The following is a 17,111-nucleotide window of genomic DNA, read 5'->3' as shown; positions in this document are numbered from 1 at the left end:
TTCAGGCGAGTGGAAGAGTCACTCTGAAGCTTGCGCCGCCGCCTGGAAGATTCCCCGCAGATATGCGGCCGCCATGGGCCTCGACGATGGTTCGGCTGATCGAAAGGCCCAGGCCCATCCCGCTCCGCTTGGTGGAAACGAGGGCGTCGAATACGGATTGCAGCCGGTCCGGCGGAATGCCGGGACCGCTGTCGTCGACCCTCAGCTCGAACGCGGTGCCGGCGACGCCGGTCGACACAATGATCTCCCTGCGGTCCTCGCCCTCGACGGCTTCGACGGCGTTCCTCACCAGGTTGATGACGACCTGCTGGATCTGAACCGGATCGGCAAGAATCGTGGCGCCGTCGCCGAGCTGCATCTTCAAGACCAGCCCCTTCGACGCCCCCGAGAGGGCGATCGACGCGGCCTCGCGGATGACGGCGGTGGGGTCGAGGCACTCGCGCAACCATCCAGCATCGCTGGGGAGTGCACGCAAGCTGCGGATGATCGCGCTGGCCCGGAACGCGCAATCCTCGATCGCCTTCAGCCCGTTCTCCACGGCACCCGGCGGCACGACGGGCTTGGTGAGGACACGGCGCATCGAGGCGGCATAATTGGCGATGGCCGCCAAAGGCTGGTTGAGCTCGTGGGCCAGGGTCGAAGCCATCGCGCCCATGGCGCTCGCGCGCCCGGCGTGGATCAGCTCGCCCTGCAGCGCCTGGACCTTTTCCTGGGCAGCCTTGGCCTCGGTGATGTCCTGCTTGGTCCCGAAAATCCTGACGGAGCGTCCGTTTTCCGTTTCCACATCGGCCGTCAGGCGGATCCACCGCGCATTGCCCTTCGCAGTACGGATCTTGACGTCGAGGCTGAAGCTGCCGCCGCTTGCGATCGCAGCGGCCCGCTTCCTCTCCATCTGGCGGCGAGAATCTTCATCGTAGAACGTCACGATTTCGGAGCGGTCGAGCGCGCAGCCCCTCGGCAGCTCGAACAGGTCGTACACGCCGTCCGTCCAGGTGAGCTCCTCCGTCGCGAGGTCGCACTCCCACACCCCGATCCGGGCGAGCGCCGACGCACGATCGTACATCTTCTTGTAGCGCTCGGCGGCGGGCTCCTGCTGACGAGGCGCCTCGTCAGAATGGCCGTAAGCCGCCGCCGGAACTGGGAGGGACTGGCCTTCATCGTCGCTACGCATGATTGGTCCTGAAACTTGGGGACGTGAGAGGCTAGGGCCCCGCCCGCTCCTTTCCAAGCGTCCGTGTGGACAATGTGCCGGAAGACGGAGAAGGTGCGGGCATGTTGGGACGCGCCAGGCTGGCCGATTATCTGAAGGCCGTGCCGGTGCGGATGCCAAGATGGCGCCGGCGCTCGCCCGACGCGTTGCAAGGCGAAGACCCCGTCTCCTTCGCCGTCGCCACGCCTTTCCGCGACGATGCGGCCTTCCGGCGCGCCTATGCGGCCGGGGAGGCGACCGGCTCCTGGTGGGGATTCGACGTGGAATGGCGGGCGTCGATCGTCTGCTGGGCGGCGCTGCAGGGCCGGTCGCTAGAGGGCGATTTCGTCGAGGTCGGGGTTCACCGCGGCGGCTATGCACGGATGGTGGTCGATTATGTCGGCTTCGAGACGCTGACGGGGAAAAGCTTCTACCTGATCGACACCTATTGCGGCATCCCCGCCGCCCATCGCACCGGCGCGGCGGCGCTGTTCGACGGCGTCTATGGCGATTGCTACGAGGACGTTCTCCGCACCTTCACGCCGTTCGACACGGTGAGGATCGTGCGCGGGGCGGTGCCGGAGGTGCTCGATACGGTGCGGCCGGCGCGGGTCGCCTTTCTCTCCATCGACCTCAACAGCGCCGAGCCGAGCGCCCGCGCGTTGGAGCATTTCTGGCCGCTGATGGTGCAGGGCGCGGTGGCGGTGCTCGACGATTACAATTTCGAGCTGTTCGCCGATCAGCGGGCGGCGCTCGATGCGGCGGCGGCGCGGCTCGGCGCGCCTATCCTCGCCCTCCCCTCCGGCCAGGGGCTGATGGTCAAACGATGACGGGTTCGATCGCCGTCGGCTGCAGCAAATCGAGGTGGGGGCAATCCTCCTCCGCCCGGCGCGGATAGCGCAGCGCCCATTTCAGCGCCTGCCGGTCGCTGCGGAACGCGAAGCCAGTAATCGTCGCCGGAACCTCGCCCAGCCAGCGGATGCGGCGCTGCACGCGCTTTTGGTACTCGGCCTCGGCGGGCGTCTGGGCGGGCAGCCGCTCCGGGTCTTCGCCGCTCCAGCCGTGGGCTTGAAGCCGGGCCTTGAAGTCCGCCGCCAGCGCCGGCTCGGCGGTCCAGCGCAGCTCGCGGCCGAGGTCCTTGAGGATCGCGGGCATGTCGAAGGGCGGCAGCCGGTCGCGGGTGGAGCGGCGGACCAGCTCGTACTCGTGGTAGAGCATGTTGTTGCCGAGGCTCATGCCCGGCACCGGCGCGGCGTGCAGCCAGTCGTCGCCGCCGGACAATTTCAAAAAGTCCGGGAAATCGCCGCCCTTGCCGCGGAGGTAGCCGAGGCCATTGCTGCGGCGCGAGGCGTAGAGGATGCCGAGCGGGCGGTCGTAATGGACGTAGTTTTCCTCGAAGGTGAAGAAGCGGCACATGAAGGCGCCGTCCGGCGCCGTCGAATCGCAGACGGTGCCGAACCGCGCCAGCACCGTCTCGAGGATGCGGCGCGGCACCAGGCAGTTCGAGAAGACCGGCAGCGCATGCGAGATTTCGGTGACGCAGCCGGACGCGATCAGCGCGCTCACCCGCGCCGTCGAGACCGACAGGAGCTTACCCGTCCACGGCGTTTGCCAGAGGCGGAGCGGCGGCGGCTCGTGGCCGATATGGTCGACCGGGAAGGAATGGAGGAGGTCCGGCCTGGCCGTGGCGAGCGCCGCCAGCGCCGCCCAGGCGCCGGGCTTGGAGATCTTGCGGTCGTAATGGACGCTGAAATGGGTGGCGTTCGAACCCTCCATCGCTTCGCGGATCGCCCAGTCCCAGTTGCGGCCCATCGCCACCTCGCCCTCCGGGCGCAGGTAGGTGACGCGGGGCTGGCGGGCGCAGAAGCTGCGCAGCGGCTCGGGCGAAGTCGAATTGTCGCACAGGTAGATTTCGATCGGCGCCTCCCGCTGGGCGACCAGCGCCTTCACCGCGTTCATCGCCTCTTCGGGGCGGTTGCGGGTCGGGATGATTATGGCGATGGAGGCGCTCATGCCCGCCTCGCCAGCGCGGGCAGCGCCTCGAACACGTCGCGGGGCGCGAAGCCGAACTCGTCACGGATGCGGGACGTGTCGATGGCGGGAAAACGGACGCTCGGCGCCCCAGGCGCTACCTCCACCCGGCATCCCGTCGCGCCGGCCAGCGCCTCCACGATGGCCTTGTGCGAGACCTGCCCGCCGCTGGCGATGTTGTAGAGGCGGTGTCGTCCGCCAAGGGCAATCTTCACAAGCAAATCCGTGACATCGTCGACGCTGACATAATCCTTCTCCGAGTCGAGGGCGGTGCGCAAGCGGATGACGCCGGCCGAGCGGGCCTCCTCGATGATCAGCGCCAGGAACGTGTCCTTCTGGCCAGGGCCGTAGACGGCGGAGAGCCGCGCCACCCTGCCCTTCGGCCCGAGCGAAAGGACGAGCGCCTCGCCCGTCGCCTTGGAGAGGCCGTATATGTCCTCCGGCTCCGACGGCTCGAAGCCGAGCGCGTCCTCCTCGCGCGCCGGGGCGCTGCTGCGAAGGTAGAGACGGGCCGAGGAGAGATAGAGGTAGGAGTCGAACGTGCAGCGCGTGAGAGTTGCCAGAAGCCGCCCCACATGCGCCTCGACCGTTTCGAACGGCCTGTCGCGGAAATCGGCGGTGAGGCCGATGCAATCGATGACGTGGCCGAGCGGCTTGCCGGTTAGCGGTTCGTCGCGCGCCGGCGCCTGGAACGGAGTGCCGGAGCGGGCGAGGTGGGTGACGAGGTTGGAGCCGATGAAGCCGCTGCCGCCGAGAATTGTGATCACAGGCCGCCCGTCGGGTGGTGGAGCTTCGGGTCGCGGTGGAGGAGGAGCTTCGGGCTGACGCCGGGCACGACGCGGAAGATCGGGTCCTCCACCATCGAGGGGTGGCGCACCGCAAGGACATTGAAGCCGTGGGGCGGCCCGTCGGTCACGGCGGTCGCGATCGGCACCAGCTCGATCGGCCGCCCCGCCATGTCATAGTTCGACTGGAAGTCGCGCACCGCGAAGAGGGCGTAGCCGAGGCCGGCGAGAAAGCGTGCGATCTCCGTCCGCTCCAGCCCCTCGGTCCAGTCGACGTAGCTGCGGTGGATTTCGAAGACGATTGGCGGACCGTCGCGCCGCAGCGCGGCCTCGCCGCCCTGGAGCACGGCATGCTCGGAGCCTTCGAGGTCGAGCATGATCAGCCCGATGCGGGCGATGCCCTGCTCCTCGGCGTAGGCGTCGATGGAGGTGGTCGGGATGCCCTCTTCCGACGGGACGGTGCGCCCGTAGGCGTCGGCACCGACGAACCGAAGCGTCGCCCCGGCCTCGTTCCACAGGGCACGCCGGTCGACGCGCAGGTTCTCCAGGCCGTTGAGCGAGGCGTTGCGGGCGAGCATCTCCGCCTGCGCGCCGTCCGGCTCGAAGCAGTGGCAGAGGCCGCGGCCGCCGAGGGCGTGGGCGAGGGGTATGGCCTGGTCGCCGAAATAGGCGCCGCCGACGATGGCGTCGCCGCCTTGCGCGGCGAGGTGGATGAGGAGCCGCGTCGTCTGCGGCTCCCAGACGTGGTCCGGCACCGCTGGCGTCGACAGGACGAAGTCCCGGGCGATCTTTGAGCTGTAGAGGAATTCGAAGACGAGGCCGTTGGCGAGCGTCTTGCGCAGGGTCCCGCAGCCGGCGTGGAGGGCGTCCGCGATGGGGCCTGTGACCTCGTCGCGCACATTCGTGAAGCGCCGCTCCGGGTGCCGCTCGTAGGCGACGAGGGCGGCGACGATGGCGGCCCGCGCCGCCTCGTCCTCGCCGACCGCGCGGCACGCATCGAGGAGGGTCGCGGCGTCGGTCATCCGCGGCGAGGTCTAGCGAGCGGGGCGGTCGCGATCCAGAGCGGAACGGCCTCGTGCGGCAACATCGCGCTTGCCGGGCGCCGCGCGGTTGACGACAAGGCCGCCGGTGAAGACGATCATCGACGAGACAGCGGGCATTGTTACGGTGCTCGACGCCGCCGGCGAGGCGCGGAGCTGGCCGATGGCGAGCGCCGAGGCTTTCGCCGCCGCCTCGCGGGCCTGGCTGCGCGCGGGCTGGGACGTGAAGCATGTCTACAGCTTCACCTGGCTCGGGCGGCCGATCATCCAGCTCCCCGAGGACATGTTCCGCATCCAGGAGCTGATCCACGCCGAGAGACCGGACGTGCTGATCGAGACCGGAATCGCCCATGGGGGCTCGCTGGTCTTCTACGCGTCGCTGTTCGACGCGATGGGCCACGGCCGAGTTGTTGGGATCGAACTCGCGCTGCGGCCAGCCAACCGAGCGGCGATCGACGCCCACCCGATGCGGCGACGCATCGACCTGGTCGACGGCTCCTCCACCGCGCCGGAGACGGTGGCGCGGGTGCGCGCGCTCATCGGCGACGGCGCCCGGGTGATGGTGGTGCTCGATTCCAACCACAGCCTTGATCATGTCCTGGCCGAGCTTCGCGCCTATGGGCCGCTGGTGCCGGTGGGCGGCTATCTGGTCGCGGCCGACGGGATCATGCAGGACATGGCCGAGGCGCCGCGCGGGCGGCCGGAATGGGTGCGCGACAATCCGCTGGAGGCGGCGCGGCGCTTCGTCGCCGAGGATTCGCGCTTCGCCCTCGTCGAGCCGGAATGGGCGTTCAACGAGGGGCTGGTGCGGGAGCGGGTCACCTATTGGCCGTCCTGCTACGTCCGCCGCGTCGCCTGAGGCGGGAAGGGGTAGAGCGAATGAAAGTGGTGCTCCTGGCCGGCGGGCTCGGGTCGAGACTGTCCGAGGAGACGCACCTTCGGCCCAAGCCGATGGTGGAGATCGGCGGGCACCCGATCCTGTGGCACATCATGATGGGCTATAGCCGCTGGGGCTTCGACGATTTCATCGTCTGCCTCGGCTACAAAGGCCACGTCATAAAAGACTATTTCGCCGACTTCCTGCTCCACCGCTCCGACATCACCCTCGACCTCGCCAGCGGGGGGGTGACGCGCGTCGCCAGCGAGGCGGTGCCACCGTGGCGGGTGACCCTGGTGGACACCGGCACCGAGACGATGACGGGCGGCCGCCTGAAGCGGATCGCGCACCTGCTGGCCCGCGACGAACCCTTCTGCATGTCCTATGGCGACGGCGTCTCGGACGTGAAGGTGGCGGATCTCGTCGCCTTTCACCGCCAGATGGGTCTCGAAGCGACGGTGACGGCGGTGCGTCCGCCGGGCCGCTACGGCGCCACCACCATCGAGGACGGCCGGGTCGTCAAGTTCGAGGAGAAGCCGACCCAGGGCTGGGTCAGTGGCGGCTTCTTCGTACTGGAGCCGAGCGTCCTCGATCGGATCGAGGGGGACGACTCGATCTGGGAGGCGGGGCCGCTGACCTCGCTCGCCGAGGACGGCCAGCTCGCCGCCTATCAGCATCAGGGCTTCTGGCAGCCGGTCGACACTTTGCGCGACAAGGTCCAGCTCGAAGCCCTGTGGGCGGGGGGCAGTCCGCCCTGGAAGAGCTGGTGACCGGGCGGCGGCCGGACCCGGCCTTCTGGCGCGGACGGCGCGTCCTCCTCACCGGCCATACCGGCTTCAAGGGGGCGTGGGCGGCCTTGTGGCTGAACCATCTCGGCGCCGAAGTGCACGGCTTCGCGCTGGCGCCGGACACGGAGCCGAGCCTGTGGGAGGAAGCGGGGCGAGGTCTGCTCGCCTCGGAGGTGCGCGGCGATCTCGCTGATGCCGCGGCGATCGGCGGCGCCGTTCGGGCGGCGCGGCCCCAAATCGTCCTCCACCTCGCGGCGCAGGCGCTGGTCGGGCGGGGCTATGAGGATCCGGTGGGGACGGTGCGGACCAACAGCCTCGGCACCGTCAACCTGCTCGAGGCGCTGCGGACGTGCGATGCGCTGGAGGCGGCGGTGGTCGTCACCACCGACAAGGTCTATGCCAATGACGGCAGCGGGCGGCCCCTGGTGGAGGACGACGCCCTTGGCGGGGACGAGCCCTACGGCGCCTCGAAGGCGGCGGCGGAGCTGCTGACCCACGCTTTTGCGCGCTCCTTCTTCGCGCCGCGCGGCGTCCCCGTCGCAACGGCACGCGCGGGCAACGTGATCGGCGGAGGAAACTGGTCCGCCGGGCGGCTCATTCCCGACATCTGGCGTGCCGCCGCCGCCGGCGTGCCCCCGATGCTCCGCGCGCCGGCCTCAACGCGGCCGTGGCAGCATGTGCTGGAGCCGCTGGCCGGTTATCTGGCGTATGCGGAGGATCTGGCGGCGGGTCGCCCGGTGCCGCCGGCGCTCAACTTCGGGCCGCCGCCGGGGCCGCCGGTGACCGCCGCCGCTCTGGCCGAGGCGATGCTCGCCGCCTTGGGGGCGAAGCCGGCCTGGGAAGCGCAGGCGGGCGCGGGGCTGCCGGAAGCGGCTTTGCTGGCGCTCGATTCGTCGCTCGCCCGCGAGAGCCTCGGCTGGCAGGCGCGGCTCGCGGCGCCGGAGGCCGTGCAGTGGACGGCGGCCTGGTATGCGGCCCATCGCGGCGGCGCCGATGCGCGCACGCTTTGCCTAGACCAGATCGTTCAATATGAGGCGTTGCCGTGACTGCTTCCCCCCCGACCGACCCGTCCGCCGCGCCGCCCGCCTGCCAGGGATGCGGCGCCGCCCTCGATCACAGCCTCGTCGATCTGGGCGACCAGCCTTTGGTCAACGCCTATGTCCCGCCGGAGTGCGCCGGTGCGCCCGAGCCGGTCTACCCGCTCCACGCCTGGGTGTGCGACCGCTGCCTGCTCGTCCAGGTCAACCAGGTGCTGCCGCCGGACCGCATCTTCAGCGACTACGCCTATTTCTCCTCCTACTCGGACAGCTGGCTGGCCCACGCCCGCGATTACGCGGACGCCATGGTCGAGCGGTTCGGCCTCGGTCCCCAGTCGCAGATCGCCGAGATCGCCAGCAACGACGGCTATCTGCTGCAATATTTCCTCGCCAAGGGCCTTTCCGCCTACGGCATCGAACCGGCGGCGAACGTTGCGAAGGTCGCCATCGACCGCGGCATTCCGACCGAGGTGGCCTTCTTCGGCGAAGAGACCGCCCGCCGCCTCGCCGCGGCGGGGCGCAGCGCGGACCTGCTCGCCGCTAAGAATGTCCTCGCCCACGTGCCGGACGTCAACGATTTCGCCCGTGGCATCCGCATCCTGCTGAAGCCCGACGGCGTCTTCACCGTCGAATTCCCGCACCTCCTCAACATCCTTCGCGAGGTGCAGTTCGACACCATCTACCACGAGCATTTCACCTATCTGTCGCTGCTCGCCGTCCGCACCCTGTTCGAGCGGCACGGCCTCGCCATCTTCGACGTCGAGAGGCAGCCCACCCATGGCGGCTCGCTACGCGTCTTTGCGTCCCGACGGGAAGCGGGGCGGGAGCCGGGCGAGAGCGTCGAGTGCATCCTCGCCGAGGAGCGGGCCGCGGGGCTCGACCGGCCTGAGGGCTATGACGGCTTCGAGCCGCGGGTGCGGGCGGTGCGCGACGGGCTGCTCGCCTTCCTTGGCGAGACCCGCGCCGCTGGGAAGACGATCGCCGCCTACGGCGCCGCCGCCAAGGGCAACACGCTGTTCAACTACTGCGGGGTCACGGTGGACGACATCCCGTTCGTCGTCGATCGCAACCCGGTGAAGCAGGATATGCTGCTCCCGGGCAGCCGCATTCCCGTGCGGCCGGTCGAGGCGCTGGTCGAGGCGCGGCCGGACCGGGTGCTGATCATCCCGTGGAACCTCACCGACGAGATCGTCGCCCAACTCCCCGAGGTCGGCGGCTGGGGCGGGCGGTTCGTCACCGCCATCCCCGAAATCAGGCTGCACGATCCTGCGGGTTGAGCCGCAGGGACTGGCAGGGCTGGCGCTGCTGCACTGGGACGTGGCGGAGGACGCCCGCGGCAGCTTCGCGCGCACCTTCTGCCGCGCCGACCTCGCCGCCGCGGGCATCGATTTCAGCGTCGAGCAGGCGAATCTCTCCCGCAATGCGGTGCGGGGGACCCTGCGGGGCCTGCACTTCCAGGCGGAGCCGCATGGCGAGCCGAAGATCGTCTCGTGCGTCCGCGGCCGCATCTGGGATGTCGCCGTCGACATCCGCCCCGGCTCGCCGACCTACGGCCAGTGGCGCGGCTTCGAGTTGTCGCCGGAGATCGCCTGCGCGGTGCACATCCCGCAGGGCTTCGCACAGGGGTTCCTGACCTTGGAGCCCGACAGCGAGGTCCACTATCTGATGGGCGCCCCGTACGTGCCCGCGGCCGCGATGGGCATACGCTGGGACGATCCGGCCCTCGCCATCGCCTGGCCCGAACTGCCGGCCCTGCTCTCCGAGCGCGATGCCGCGCTGCCGCGCCTGGCGGAGCTTTAGCCCGCCGCTTCCGTTCGTGGCGCGGTGTCCAGCACCTCCGAGACCGTGCCCGCGGCCGTCAGGCGGCCCGCTTCCAGGAGGATCGCGCGGTTGCACCAGGCTTGGAGCAGGTCGCGGCTGTGGCTCGCCAGCACGATGATACGGGCGCCGTTCACGAAGGCCGACATACGTTCGTAGGCCTTCATACGGAATTCGGCGTCGGCAAGACCGACCCATTCGTCCATCAGCAGGATGTCGGGCGGAAAGGCGGTCGAGACGGCGAATGCCAGGCGCAGGATCATGCCGGCGGAATAGGTCCGCAGCGGCGCGCCGAGGAACGGGCCGAGCTCGGTCCAGGCGACGATCTCGTCGACCGCGGAGCGGAGGCGAGCGGGCGGAATGTCCAGGTGCATGCCGAGGAGGTAGATGTTCTCCAGCCCCGTGGCGGCGAGGTTTACGCCGGTGCCGACGCCCAGCAGCGGCGTGACGCGGCCGGAGCGGGTGACCCGCCCGCCGGTGGGCGGGTAGATGCCGGCCGCGGTGCGCAGCAGGGTGGTCTTGCCCGATCCGTTGGCGCCGACCAGCGCCAGCCGATCGCCGTCGGCGAGCGACAGGTCGATGTCTGTCAGCGCCGCGACGCTCGGGTGGCGGGTGTCGAGCCGGACCTTGCCGCCGAGCGCGCCGCGGATCGCGAAGCGGCGCATCGAGCGGGCGCTGGCATGGTAGATGGGGAAGACGACCGAGACGCCGTTCAGGGTGAGGCTCGCCACGCTCAGATCCAGTAGACGATGCGGCGGCGCCAGGCGACGAAGCCGGCGAGGCCGAGCGCGGCGATGAGTGCCGTCGTGCAGGCGGCGATCGGCCAGGAGGCCGTGGCGGGATGGCCGCCCAGCAGCGGCGCCCGGACGATGTCGATGAAGGCGAAAAGGGGATTGAGCTGGAGCACCCACGCGTGGGGCCGCGGCAGGGCCGAAGGCAGCCAGAAGATCGGCGTCGCGAAGAAGAGGAGCTGCAGCCCGCTCGTCACGACCTGCGGCACGTCGCGGAAGCGCGCGCCGAGGAGGGCGAGCAGCAAGGCCGCGAAGAACAGGGCAGCGAGGAGAAGCATCAGTCCGGGAATAGCGGTCCACACCCAGAGGGACGGCGTGATCCGGAACAGGAGGAGGACCATTGGAACCAGCACCGCGCTGTGGCCGAAGACGAGAAGATTGCGCCAGAGGAGCCGCAATATGTGGACGGAGACCGGCACGGTGCACTGGCGGATCGTGTCGCCGGCCATGACGAAGGCGAGCGGCGCCTCGTTGAGCGCGGTCTGCACGAAAGACCAGAGGACGAGGCCGATGGTGACATAGGCCGCATAGGCGCCGGGACGGCTGCCGAGCGGGGCGGCGAAGATCAAGGTGAGGCACAGCACCATCAGCGTCATGTTGGCGGTCAGCCACAGCGAGCCGAGCACCGAGCCCGAGTAACGCTGGCGCACGTCGAGCCAGCCGAGGCCGCCCCACATGAAGCGGCGCCCGAGGCCGCCGACGAGGTCGTCGGTAGCGGCGCGCCACCGTCCGTCGCTGCCGCGATCCTCTGTGGCCGCTTCCGATCCGCGCATCCCAATTCCCGCTCGAGGCATCCCGGCCACTCTGGCATCGACGGCGCCGCTTCGCTAGGCTCTGGCGACGGCCGCCGCGCCGAACGCCCCTCCTGAGGAAGAAGCTTGCTGAAGGTTTGTCACGTCTTTTCGGGCACGGAAGGGGGGCGGTGGGTTTATGAGCAGCTCGACGCGCTGAAGCGCGAGCATGGCTGCGAGGTCGTGGCCCTGCTCGGCGGGCATGAAGGGCCGACGGTCGATCTCTGCCGCAACGCCGGGATCAGGACCGAGGCTTTCGATTTCGCCATTGCCAGCTGGCGCGACGCCTTCACCTTTCCGTTCCGGGTGATCCGCATGGCGCGATGGATGCGGCGCGAGCGGTTCGACGTCGTCCAGTCGCATATCCTCCCGTCCACCCTGTTCGCCCGTCCCGCGGCCTGGCTCGCCGACATTCCCGTGCGGCTCACCATGTCGACCTCGCCTTATTACCTGCAGGCGCCGTCGATCCGCTGGGTCGAGGCCGGGACGGCGTTCATGGAAACGGGGGTGATCCCGTCCTGCGCCCTCACCACCGAACTCTATCGCGAGGCGGGGGTGTCGGAGCGGATCATCCAGGAGTGCCTCTATTACGGGCCGCACGAGGCGCGGTTCGATCCCGCCACCGCGAAGCCGGAGGGGCTGCGGGCCGAGATGGGCGTGCCGGAAGGGACGCCGCTCGTCGGCGCCATCGCCATCTTCTATGCCCGCTGCGCCGACAGCAGCTTCGTCCCGCCCGACACACGCGGCCGCTTCATCAAGGGCCATTGCGACCTCATCCGCGCTATGCATTTCGTGCGGCGTGAATTCCCGGATGCCAGGCTGGTCATGGTCGGCCGGGGATGGGGGCCGCGGGGGCACGAATCCGAAGGGGAACTGGAGGCATTCGTCGCCGCAGAGGGCCTCTCAGACGCCGTCTATTTCGCCGGCTGGCGGCAGAGCACGGCGGCGGTGCTGGTCGATCTCGACGTCTCGGTGCAGGCGTCGGTAAACGAAAATCTCGGCGGCACGATCGAGTCGCTGCTGATGGCCCGCCCGACCGTCGCCACCCGTGTCGGCGGGATGCCGGACAGCGTCGTCGACGGGGAGACCGGCATCCTGGCCAATCCCGAAGACCCGGAGGATCTCGCGCGCGGAATCTGCGCGCTGCTGCGCGACCCGGAGCGGGCGGCGGCGCTCGGCCGGGCGGGACGGGCGCGGATGCTCGCCGGCTTCACCCTGACGACGACGGTGCCGCGGCTCCTCCATCTCTACCGGCGCCAGCGGGCACAGGCGCCGGGGGCATGGCGGCGGCGGGCGAGCCTGTGGCGGTTCCTCGCCGGCATGGTCATCGCCGTGCCGATGTTCGGGCGCATGCTGCTGTGGGATATCTATGTGCTGAACATCCTGCCGGGGCGGCTGGCCGGGGTGCGCCGCCGTCTTCGCCGGCTGCGCGGCGGAGCGGCGGCGGGCAAGCCGCTGCCCTCAGCCTGACGGCTCCAGCGGCTCGGCCCGCAGCCGCACGTAGGTGACGGAGGAGTGCCACTGGCGCTCGTCGTAGACGCGGCGCAGCGCCGGCTCGATCGGGAAATCGAGGCCCGGCTCGACGAGGTGGAGGGTGCCGATGCGCGCGTCGACCGGCCACAGCGCCGGGAACACCTCGTAGATTTCGATCTCCCGTTCGAGGAGGTGGCGGCGGTCGGGGTCGCGCAGGTCGTCCTCGAGGCTACGGTGGGTGCCGGCGTCGGCCATATTGTCGTCGAAGACGATGTCGCAGATGCCGGCGGCCCGGCACTGGAGCAGGCGGGGCAGCTTGTTCTGATGGTCGTCGAAAAAGGCGAGGGGGCGCGTGTGCGGCCCGATCAGCTCGGCGATCGGCGCGCAGGAGAAATCGTCGCCGGAATAGGTCGCCCGCCCCGAGCGGTAGGTGCGACCGAGCTTCCAGCGGCTCATGAAGCCCTGCAGCATCACCATCGGATCGAGGCAGTGGATCCGCGCCTTCGGCACCGCCTGCTCGATCAGCCACGTGCTGAACCCGCGCCACACGCCGACCTCGAAGACCATGTCCGGCCGCACCTGGCGCAGGAACCAGAACAAGGCGAAGGCGCTGACGCCGCGAAGTCCATAGCGGTTGCGGAACGGCGCCCCCTCCAGCAGCGGCGCGAAATCGCGCAGCGCCGCCAGCAGGGCCTCGCGATCCTCCTGCCAGTCCTCGCCGATCTTGACCCGCATCGCGCCGCTCATCCGCGCGGCCTTGCCGGCGGCGAGACGACGACGCTGCCCGGGGCGACGTCGGCGACGACGATGGCCCCCATGCCGATCACGGCGCCCGCGCCGATGCGGAGCGGCCGCTCGCGCGATCCATTGCGGATCACCGCCCCTGCGCCGACGAAGACGTCGTCGCCGATCTCGACCCAGCCGTTGCAGGACACCCGCGGCGCGAAGGTCACGAAATCGCCCACCACGCAATCGTGGGAGACGTGGCTGAAAACGTTGCCCTGGAAGTGGGCGCCGACCGTCGCGGCAGCGTTGACGAGGCTGTGGTCGCACAGCAGCGCGCCCGTGCCGATCCGCGCGGACGGCGAGACGATGGCGGTGGCGGCGGCGAGGCTGGCGAAGCGATGGGTCTCGAAGCGGCGGGCGAGGCGGCGGCGTTCGGCGGGATCGCCGAGCGCGAGGCAGATCTCGTCCTCCGCGCCGATCTCGTCCGGCGCGAGGACGGGGAGGGCGTCCACCGGTCCGGCGGCATCGTCCGCCGCGAAGGCGATCGACCCGTAGCGCTCGCGGACGGCATCGCTCCGCCGCGCCAGATCGGCGGCCTCGCGGCCCATCCCGCCGGTGCCGAAGATGACCAGCCTCATGCGATGCCGCGGAGCCGGACGCCCGCGCCGCTCCCGCGGACGACGTCCACGATCCGCCGCTGCGTGGCCTCGTCGAGGCCGGCGTAGATCGGCAGGCAGAGTATCTGGTCCGCGGCGCGGTTGGCGACGGGGAGACGCTCAGGCGCCGCTGAGGCCAGGCTGCGGTACATCGGCAGGTTCGACAGCAACGGGTAGAAATAGCGGCGCGCGTGGATGCCTTGCGCCTTGAGTTCCTCGTAGAGCCCGTCCCGATCGGTGCGGAAGGACGGGCGGACCAGCATTGGGAAGTAGGAGAAGTTGGGCTCGACGTCCGCCTGCGCGGGGAGCGGATCGAGCCCCTCGATGCCGGCGAGGAGCTCCCGGTAGAGCCGGTCGATCTGGCCCAGCTCTGCCCGCACGCTCTCGAAATGGTCGAGCTGGAGGAGGCCGAGGGCGGCGGCGAACTCGTTCATCTTGGCGTTGCCGCCGACTGCCTCCACCGTCACCTCGTCGGCGATGCCGAAATTGCGCAGCCGGTCGACCGCGGCCTTGGCCTCCGCGCCGGAGACGATCGCCCCCCCTTCGAAGGTGTTTAAGGCCTTGGTGGCGTGGAAGCTCAGGGTCGAGAAATCGCCATGCTCGACGAGGCTGCGGCCGCCGCGGCGGACGCCGAAGGCATGGGCGGAGTCGTAGAGGAGGGTGAGGCCGTGGCGGTCGGCGATCGCCTGCAGCGCATCGACGTCGCACGGCGTGCCGTAGACATGGACGGCGAGGATCGCCGAGGTCCGCGGGGTGATCGCCGCTTCGACGGCGGCGGGATCGATGTTGAGCGTCACTGAATCCACATCGGCGAAGACCGGGGTGAGCCGGCCCATCTTCACCGCATGGGCGGTGGCGACGAAGGAATAAGGGGTGGTGATCACCTCGCCCTCGGCCCCCGCCGCGTCGAGCGCGATCGACAGAGCGAGGGTGCCGTTCGCGACCAGCGACACCGCTTTGCCGCCGAACAGGCCGGAGAGCCGCGCCTCCAGCCGTTCGTGGAACGGGCCGTTGTTGGTGAGCATCCGGCTCGACCACATCTCCCGCAGCAGCGGCAGCATCTCTTCCAAGGGCGGGAGGAACGGCCGCGTGACGTTGATCGTATCGGACAAATCTCTTCCCGCGAAACCTCGCCCGCCCACCGGACGCGCTGTCCCAACCCACGTTAGAGAGGGCGGTGGCCTTCGGGAAGAGTCGGCGCCGTCGGGGAGGCTCCCGGGGGGCGAAAAAGGCGGTGCGCCGGGCCTGAAATGGTTGGGATTTGGCGCCATCGTCGCTATATCCTCGTCATGACATCATCCCCCATTGAGAACAGCTACGGCGCCGATTCCATCAAGGTGCTGAAGGGCCTCGACGCGGTCCGCAAGCGGCCCGGAATGTATATCGGCGACACCGACGACGGCTCAGGCCTCCACCACATGGTGTTCGAAGTCTCCGACAATGCCATCGACGAGGCGCTGGCCGGCTATTGCGACCTGATCCGCATCACCTTGAACCCGGACGGATCGGTGTCCGTCGAAGACAATGGCCGCGGCATCCCGACCGGCATCCACCCCGAGGAAGGGGTCTCGGCGGCCGAGGTCATCATGACCCAGCTCCACGCCGGGGGTAAGTTCGAGAACACGTCGGACGACAATGCCTACAAGGTGTCGGGGGGCCTGCACGGGGTCGGAGTCTCGGTGGTCAACGCGCTGAGTGAATGGCTGGATCTCACCATCTGGCGCGACGGCGAGGAGCATAACATGCGCTTCCGATTCGGCGACGCCGTGGCGCCGCTCAAGGTCGTGGGGCCGGCGGCGGAGGGCAAGAAGGGCACGAAGGTCACCTTCCTCCCGAGCCCCGCAACGTTCAAGATCCTCGAGTTCGATTTCGACAAATTGGAGCATCGCTTCCGCGAGCTCGCCTTTCTCAATTCGGGCGTCCGCCTGATCCTCTCGGATGCGCGGCACGAGGAGGAGCATGAGGTCGAGCTCTATTACGAAGGCGGCATCTCGGCCTTCGTCCGCTATCTCGACCGCACCAAGATCGCGCTCATCCCGGACCCGATCTCGGTCACCGGCCAGCGCGACGATGTCGGCATCGAGGTCGCGCTCGAGTGGAACGACAGCTATTACGAGCAGGTCCTCTGCTTCACCAACAACATCCCGCAGCGCGACGGCGGCACCCACCTCGCGGCCTTCCGCGCGGCGCTGACCCGTACGCTCAACAACTATGCGGAGAAGAGCGGCGCCTTGAAGAAGGAGAAGGTCTCCCTCACCGGCGACGACATGCGCGAAGGGCTGACGGCGATCGTCTCGGTGAAGCTGCCCGACCCCAAGTTCGGCTCGCAGACCAAGGACAAGCTGGTCAGCTCCGAGGTTCGCCAGCCGCTCGAAAGCCTGATGGCCGACAAGATGGCGGAGTGGCTGGAGGAGAATCCCCAGCACGCCCGCACCATCGTCCAGAAGATCATCGACGCCGCCGCCGCCCGCGAGGCGGCCCGCAAGGCGCGCGAGCTCACCCGGCGCAAGGGCGCGCTCGACATCGCTTCGCTGCCGGGCAAGCTCGCTGACTGCCAGGAGCGTGATCCGTCCAAGTGCGAGCTGTTCCTGGTCGAGGGCGACAGCGCCGGCGGCTCGGCCAAGCAGGGCCGCGACAGCAAGTACCAGGCGATCCTGCCGCTGAAGGGCAAGATCCTCAACGTCGAGCGCGCGCGCTTCGACCGGATGCTGTCGTCCAAGGAAATCGGGACCATGATTCAGGCGCTCGGCACGGGTATCGGGATCGACGAGTTCAATCTCGAGAAGCTGCGCTATCACAAGATCGTGATCATGACCGACGCCGATGTCGACGGCGCCCACATCCGCACGCTGCTGCTGACCTTCTTCTACCGGCAGATGCCGCAGCTCATCGAGGCGGGACACCTCTTCATCGCCCAGCCGCCGCTCTACAAGGTCGCTCGCGGCCGGTCGGAGGTTTACCTCAAGGACGACGCGGCGCTTGACGATTATCTCGAACAGGCCGGGCTCGAGGGGCTGGTGCTCGATACGGCGGACGGCCAGCGTTCCGGCAAGGACCTCAAGACCCTGGTCGACCACGCCCGGCGCATGCGCACCCTGATGCGCTACGC

At 69.3% G+C, this 17,111-nt stretch carries 17 protein-coding genes; 8 read left to right on the top strand and 9 right to left on the bottom strand.

Features of this window, described 5'->3' with window-relative positions; genetic code table 11:
* Position 1 precedes the first annotated feature (1 nt).
* A complete protein-coding gene (locus VGC56_RS13645; protein ID WP_464125718.1) occupies positions 2-1,171 on the bottom strand; it encodes a sensor histidine kinase in 1,170 nt (389 codons plus the stop codon).
* 101 nt (positions 1,172-1,272) lie between these two features.
* On the opposite strand from VGC56_RS13645, the gene VGC56_RS13640 reads away from it, so the two are divergent.
* A complete protein-coding gene (locus VGC56_RS13640) occupies positions 1,273-2,019 on the top strand; it encodes a class I SAM-dependent methyltransferase (RefSeq protein WP_464125715.1) in 747 nt (248 codons plus the stop codon).
* On the opposite strand, the gene VGC56_RS13635 is transcribed toward VGC56_RS13640, so the two are convergent.
* Genes VGC56_RS13635 through VGC56_RS13625 form a run of 3 tightly spaced genes read right to left on the bottom strand, consistent with a single transcriptional unit; the run spans position 2,009 to position 5,027 of the window.
* Positions 2,009-3,202, bottom strand: a complete 1,194-nt coding sequence (locus VGC56_RS13635; RefSeq protein WP_464125714.1) for a glycosyltransferase family 2 protein — start codon at positions 3,200-3,202, stop codon at positions 2,009-2,011. The genes VGC56_RS13640 and VGC56_RS13635 overlap by 11 nt on opposite strands.
* Complete coding sequence (locus VGC56_RS13630) at positions 3,199-3,987, bottom strand: NAD-dependent epimerase/dehydratase family protein (RefSeq protein WP_464125712.1); 789 nt, start codon at positions 3,985-3,987, stop codon at positions 3,199-3,201. The genes VGC56_RS13635 and VGC56_RS13630 overlap by 4 nt, the downstream gene beginning before the upstream one ends.
* Positions 3,984-5,027 (bottom strand): FkbM family methyltransferase, encoded by a 1,044-nt coding sequence (locus VGC56_RS13625; RefSeq protein WP_464125710.1) that lies wholly within the window; start codon positions 5,025-5,027, stop codon positions 3,984-3,986. Before VGC56_RS13625 ends, VGC56_RS13630 begins: the two co-directional genes overlap by 4 nt.
* 106 nt (positions 5,028-5,133) lie before the next feature.
* Between VGC56_RS13625 and VGC56_RS13620 the strand changes: the two genes are divergently transcribed.
* The 5 genes from VGC56_RS13620 to VGC56_RS13600 are packed head-to-tail and all read left to right on the top strand — an operon-like array spanning position 5,134 to position 9,547.
* Positions 5,134-5,904 (top strand): cephalosporin hydroxylase family protein, encoded by a 771-nt coding sequence (locus tag VGC56_RS13620; protein ID WP_464125708.1) that lies wholly within the window; start codon positions 5,134-5,136, stop codon positions 5,902-5,904.
* A 20-nt stretch (positions 5,905-5,924) separates the two neighbouring features.
* Positions 5,925-6,692, top strand: coding sequence for a glucose-1-phosphate cytidylyltransferase (gene rfbF, locus VGC56_RS13615; protein WP_464125706.1), 768 nt, complete (start codon positions 5,925-5,927; stop codon positions 6,690-6,692).
* Positions 6,689-7,756, top strand: coding sequence for a CDP-glucose 4,6-dehydratase (gene rfbG, locus VGC56_RS13610; protein ID WP_464125704.1), 1,068 nt, complete (start codon positions 6,689-6,691; stop codon positions 7,754-7,756). The genes rfbF and rfbG overlap by 4 nt, the downstream gene beginning before the upstream one ends.
* Positions 7,753-9,024 (top strand): methyltransferase domain-containing protein, encoded by a 1,272-nt coding sequence (locus VGC56_RS13605; protein WP_464125702.1) that lies wholly within the window; start codon positions 7,753-7,755, stop codon positions 9,022-9,024. Before rfbG ends, VGC56_RS13605 begins: the two co-directional genes overlap by 4 nt.
* Complete coding sequence (locus VGC56_RS13600; protein ID WP_464125754.1) at positions 9,011-9,547, top strand: dTDP-4-dehydrorhamnose 3,5-epimerase family protein; 537 nt, start codon at positions 9,011-9,013, stop codon at positions 9,545-9,547. Before VGC56_RS13605 ends, VGC56_RS13600 begins: the two co-directional genes overlap by 14 nt.
* Here VGC56_RS13600 and VGC56_RS13595 read toward each other — a convergent pair.
* Both VGC56_RS13595 and VGC56_RS13590 read right to left on the bottom strand, forming a co-directional pair.
* Positions 9,544-10,296, bottom strand: a complete 753-nt coding sequence (locus VGC56_RS13595) for an ABC transporter ATP-binding protein (protein WP_464125700.1) — start codon at positions 10,294-10,296, stop codon at positions 9,544-9,546. The two genes, VGC56_RS13600 and VGC56_RS13595, sit on opposite strands and share 4 nt — an antisense overlap.
* Positions 10,297-10,298: 2 nt before the next feature.
* Complete coding sequence (locus tag VGC56_RS13590; RefSeq protein ID WP_464125698.1) at positions 10,299-11,129, bottom strand: ABC transporter permease; 831 nt, start codon at positions 11,127-11,129, stop codon at positions 10,299-10,301.
* A gap of 105 nt (positions 11,130-11,234) precedes the next feature.
* Here VGC56_RS13590 and VGC56_RS13585 point away from each other — a divergent pair, with 105 nt between their 5' ends.
* Positions 11,235-12,617 carry a glycosyltransferase family 4 protein gene (locus tag VGC56_RS13585; RefSeq protein ID WP_464125696.1) on the top strand — a complete coding sequence of 461 codons (1,383 nt, stop codon included), beginning with the start codon at positions 11,235-11,237 and terminating at the stop codon, positions 12,615-12,617.
* Here the strand turns inward: VGC56_RS13585 and VGC56_RS13580 are convergent.
* The 3 genes from VGC56_RS13580 to VGC56_RS13570 are packed head-to-tail and all read right to left on the bottom strand — an operon-like array spanning position 12,609 to position 15,114.
* Positions 12,609-13,367: a hypothetical protein gene (locus VGC56_RS13580; RefSeq protein WP_464125694.1), complete on the bottom strand. Its 759-nt coding sequence runs from the start codon at positions 13,365-13,367 to the stop codon at positions 12,609-12,611. The genes VGC56_RS13585 and VGC56_RS13580 overlap by 9 nt on opposite strands.
* Positions 13,364-13,984, bottom strand: a complete 621-nt coding sequence (locus tag VGC56_RS13575) for a PglD-related sugar-binding protein (RefSeq protein WP_464125693.1) — start codon at positions 13,982-13,984, stop codon at positions 13,364-13,366. The genes VGC56_RS13580 and VGC56_RS13575 overlap by 4 nt, the downstream gene beginning before the upstream one ends.
* Complete coding sequence (locus tag VGC56_RS13570) at positions 13,981-15,114, bottom strand: DegT/DnrJ/EryC1/StrS family aminotransferase (protein ID WP_464125692.1); 1,134 nt, start codon at positions 15,112-15,114, stop codon at positions 13,981-13,983. Before VGC56_RS13570 ends, VGC56_RS13575 begins: the two co-directional genes overlap by 4 nt.
* Before the next feature lie 177 nt (positions 15,115-15,291).
* On the opposite strand from VGC56_RS13570, the gene VGC56_RS13565 reads away from it, so the two are divergent.
* Positions 15,292-17,111: DNA gyrase subunit B (locus VGC56_RS13565; RefSeq protein ID WP_464125690.1), on the top strand; the 1,820-nt coding region annotated here is incomplete at its 3' end.

Source organism: Allosphingosinicella sp. (assembly GCF_036403745.1).
Lineage (GTDB): Bacteria > Pseudomonadota > Alphaproteobacteria > Sphingomonadales > Sphingomonadaceae > Allosphingosinicella.
Note: the sequence above shows the minus strand (reverse complement) of the source record. Positions and strands in the feature narration are given on the sequence as shown.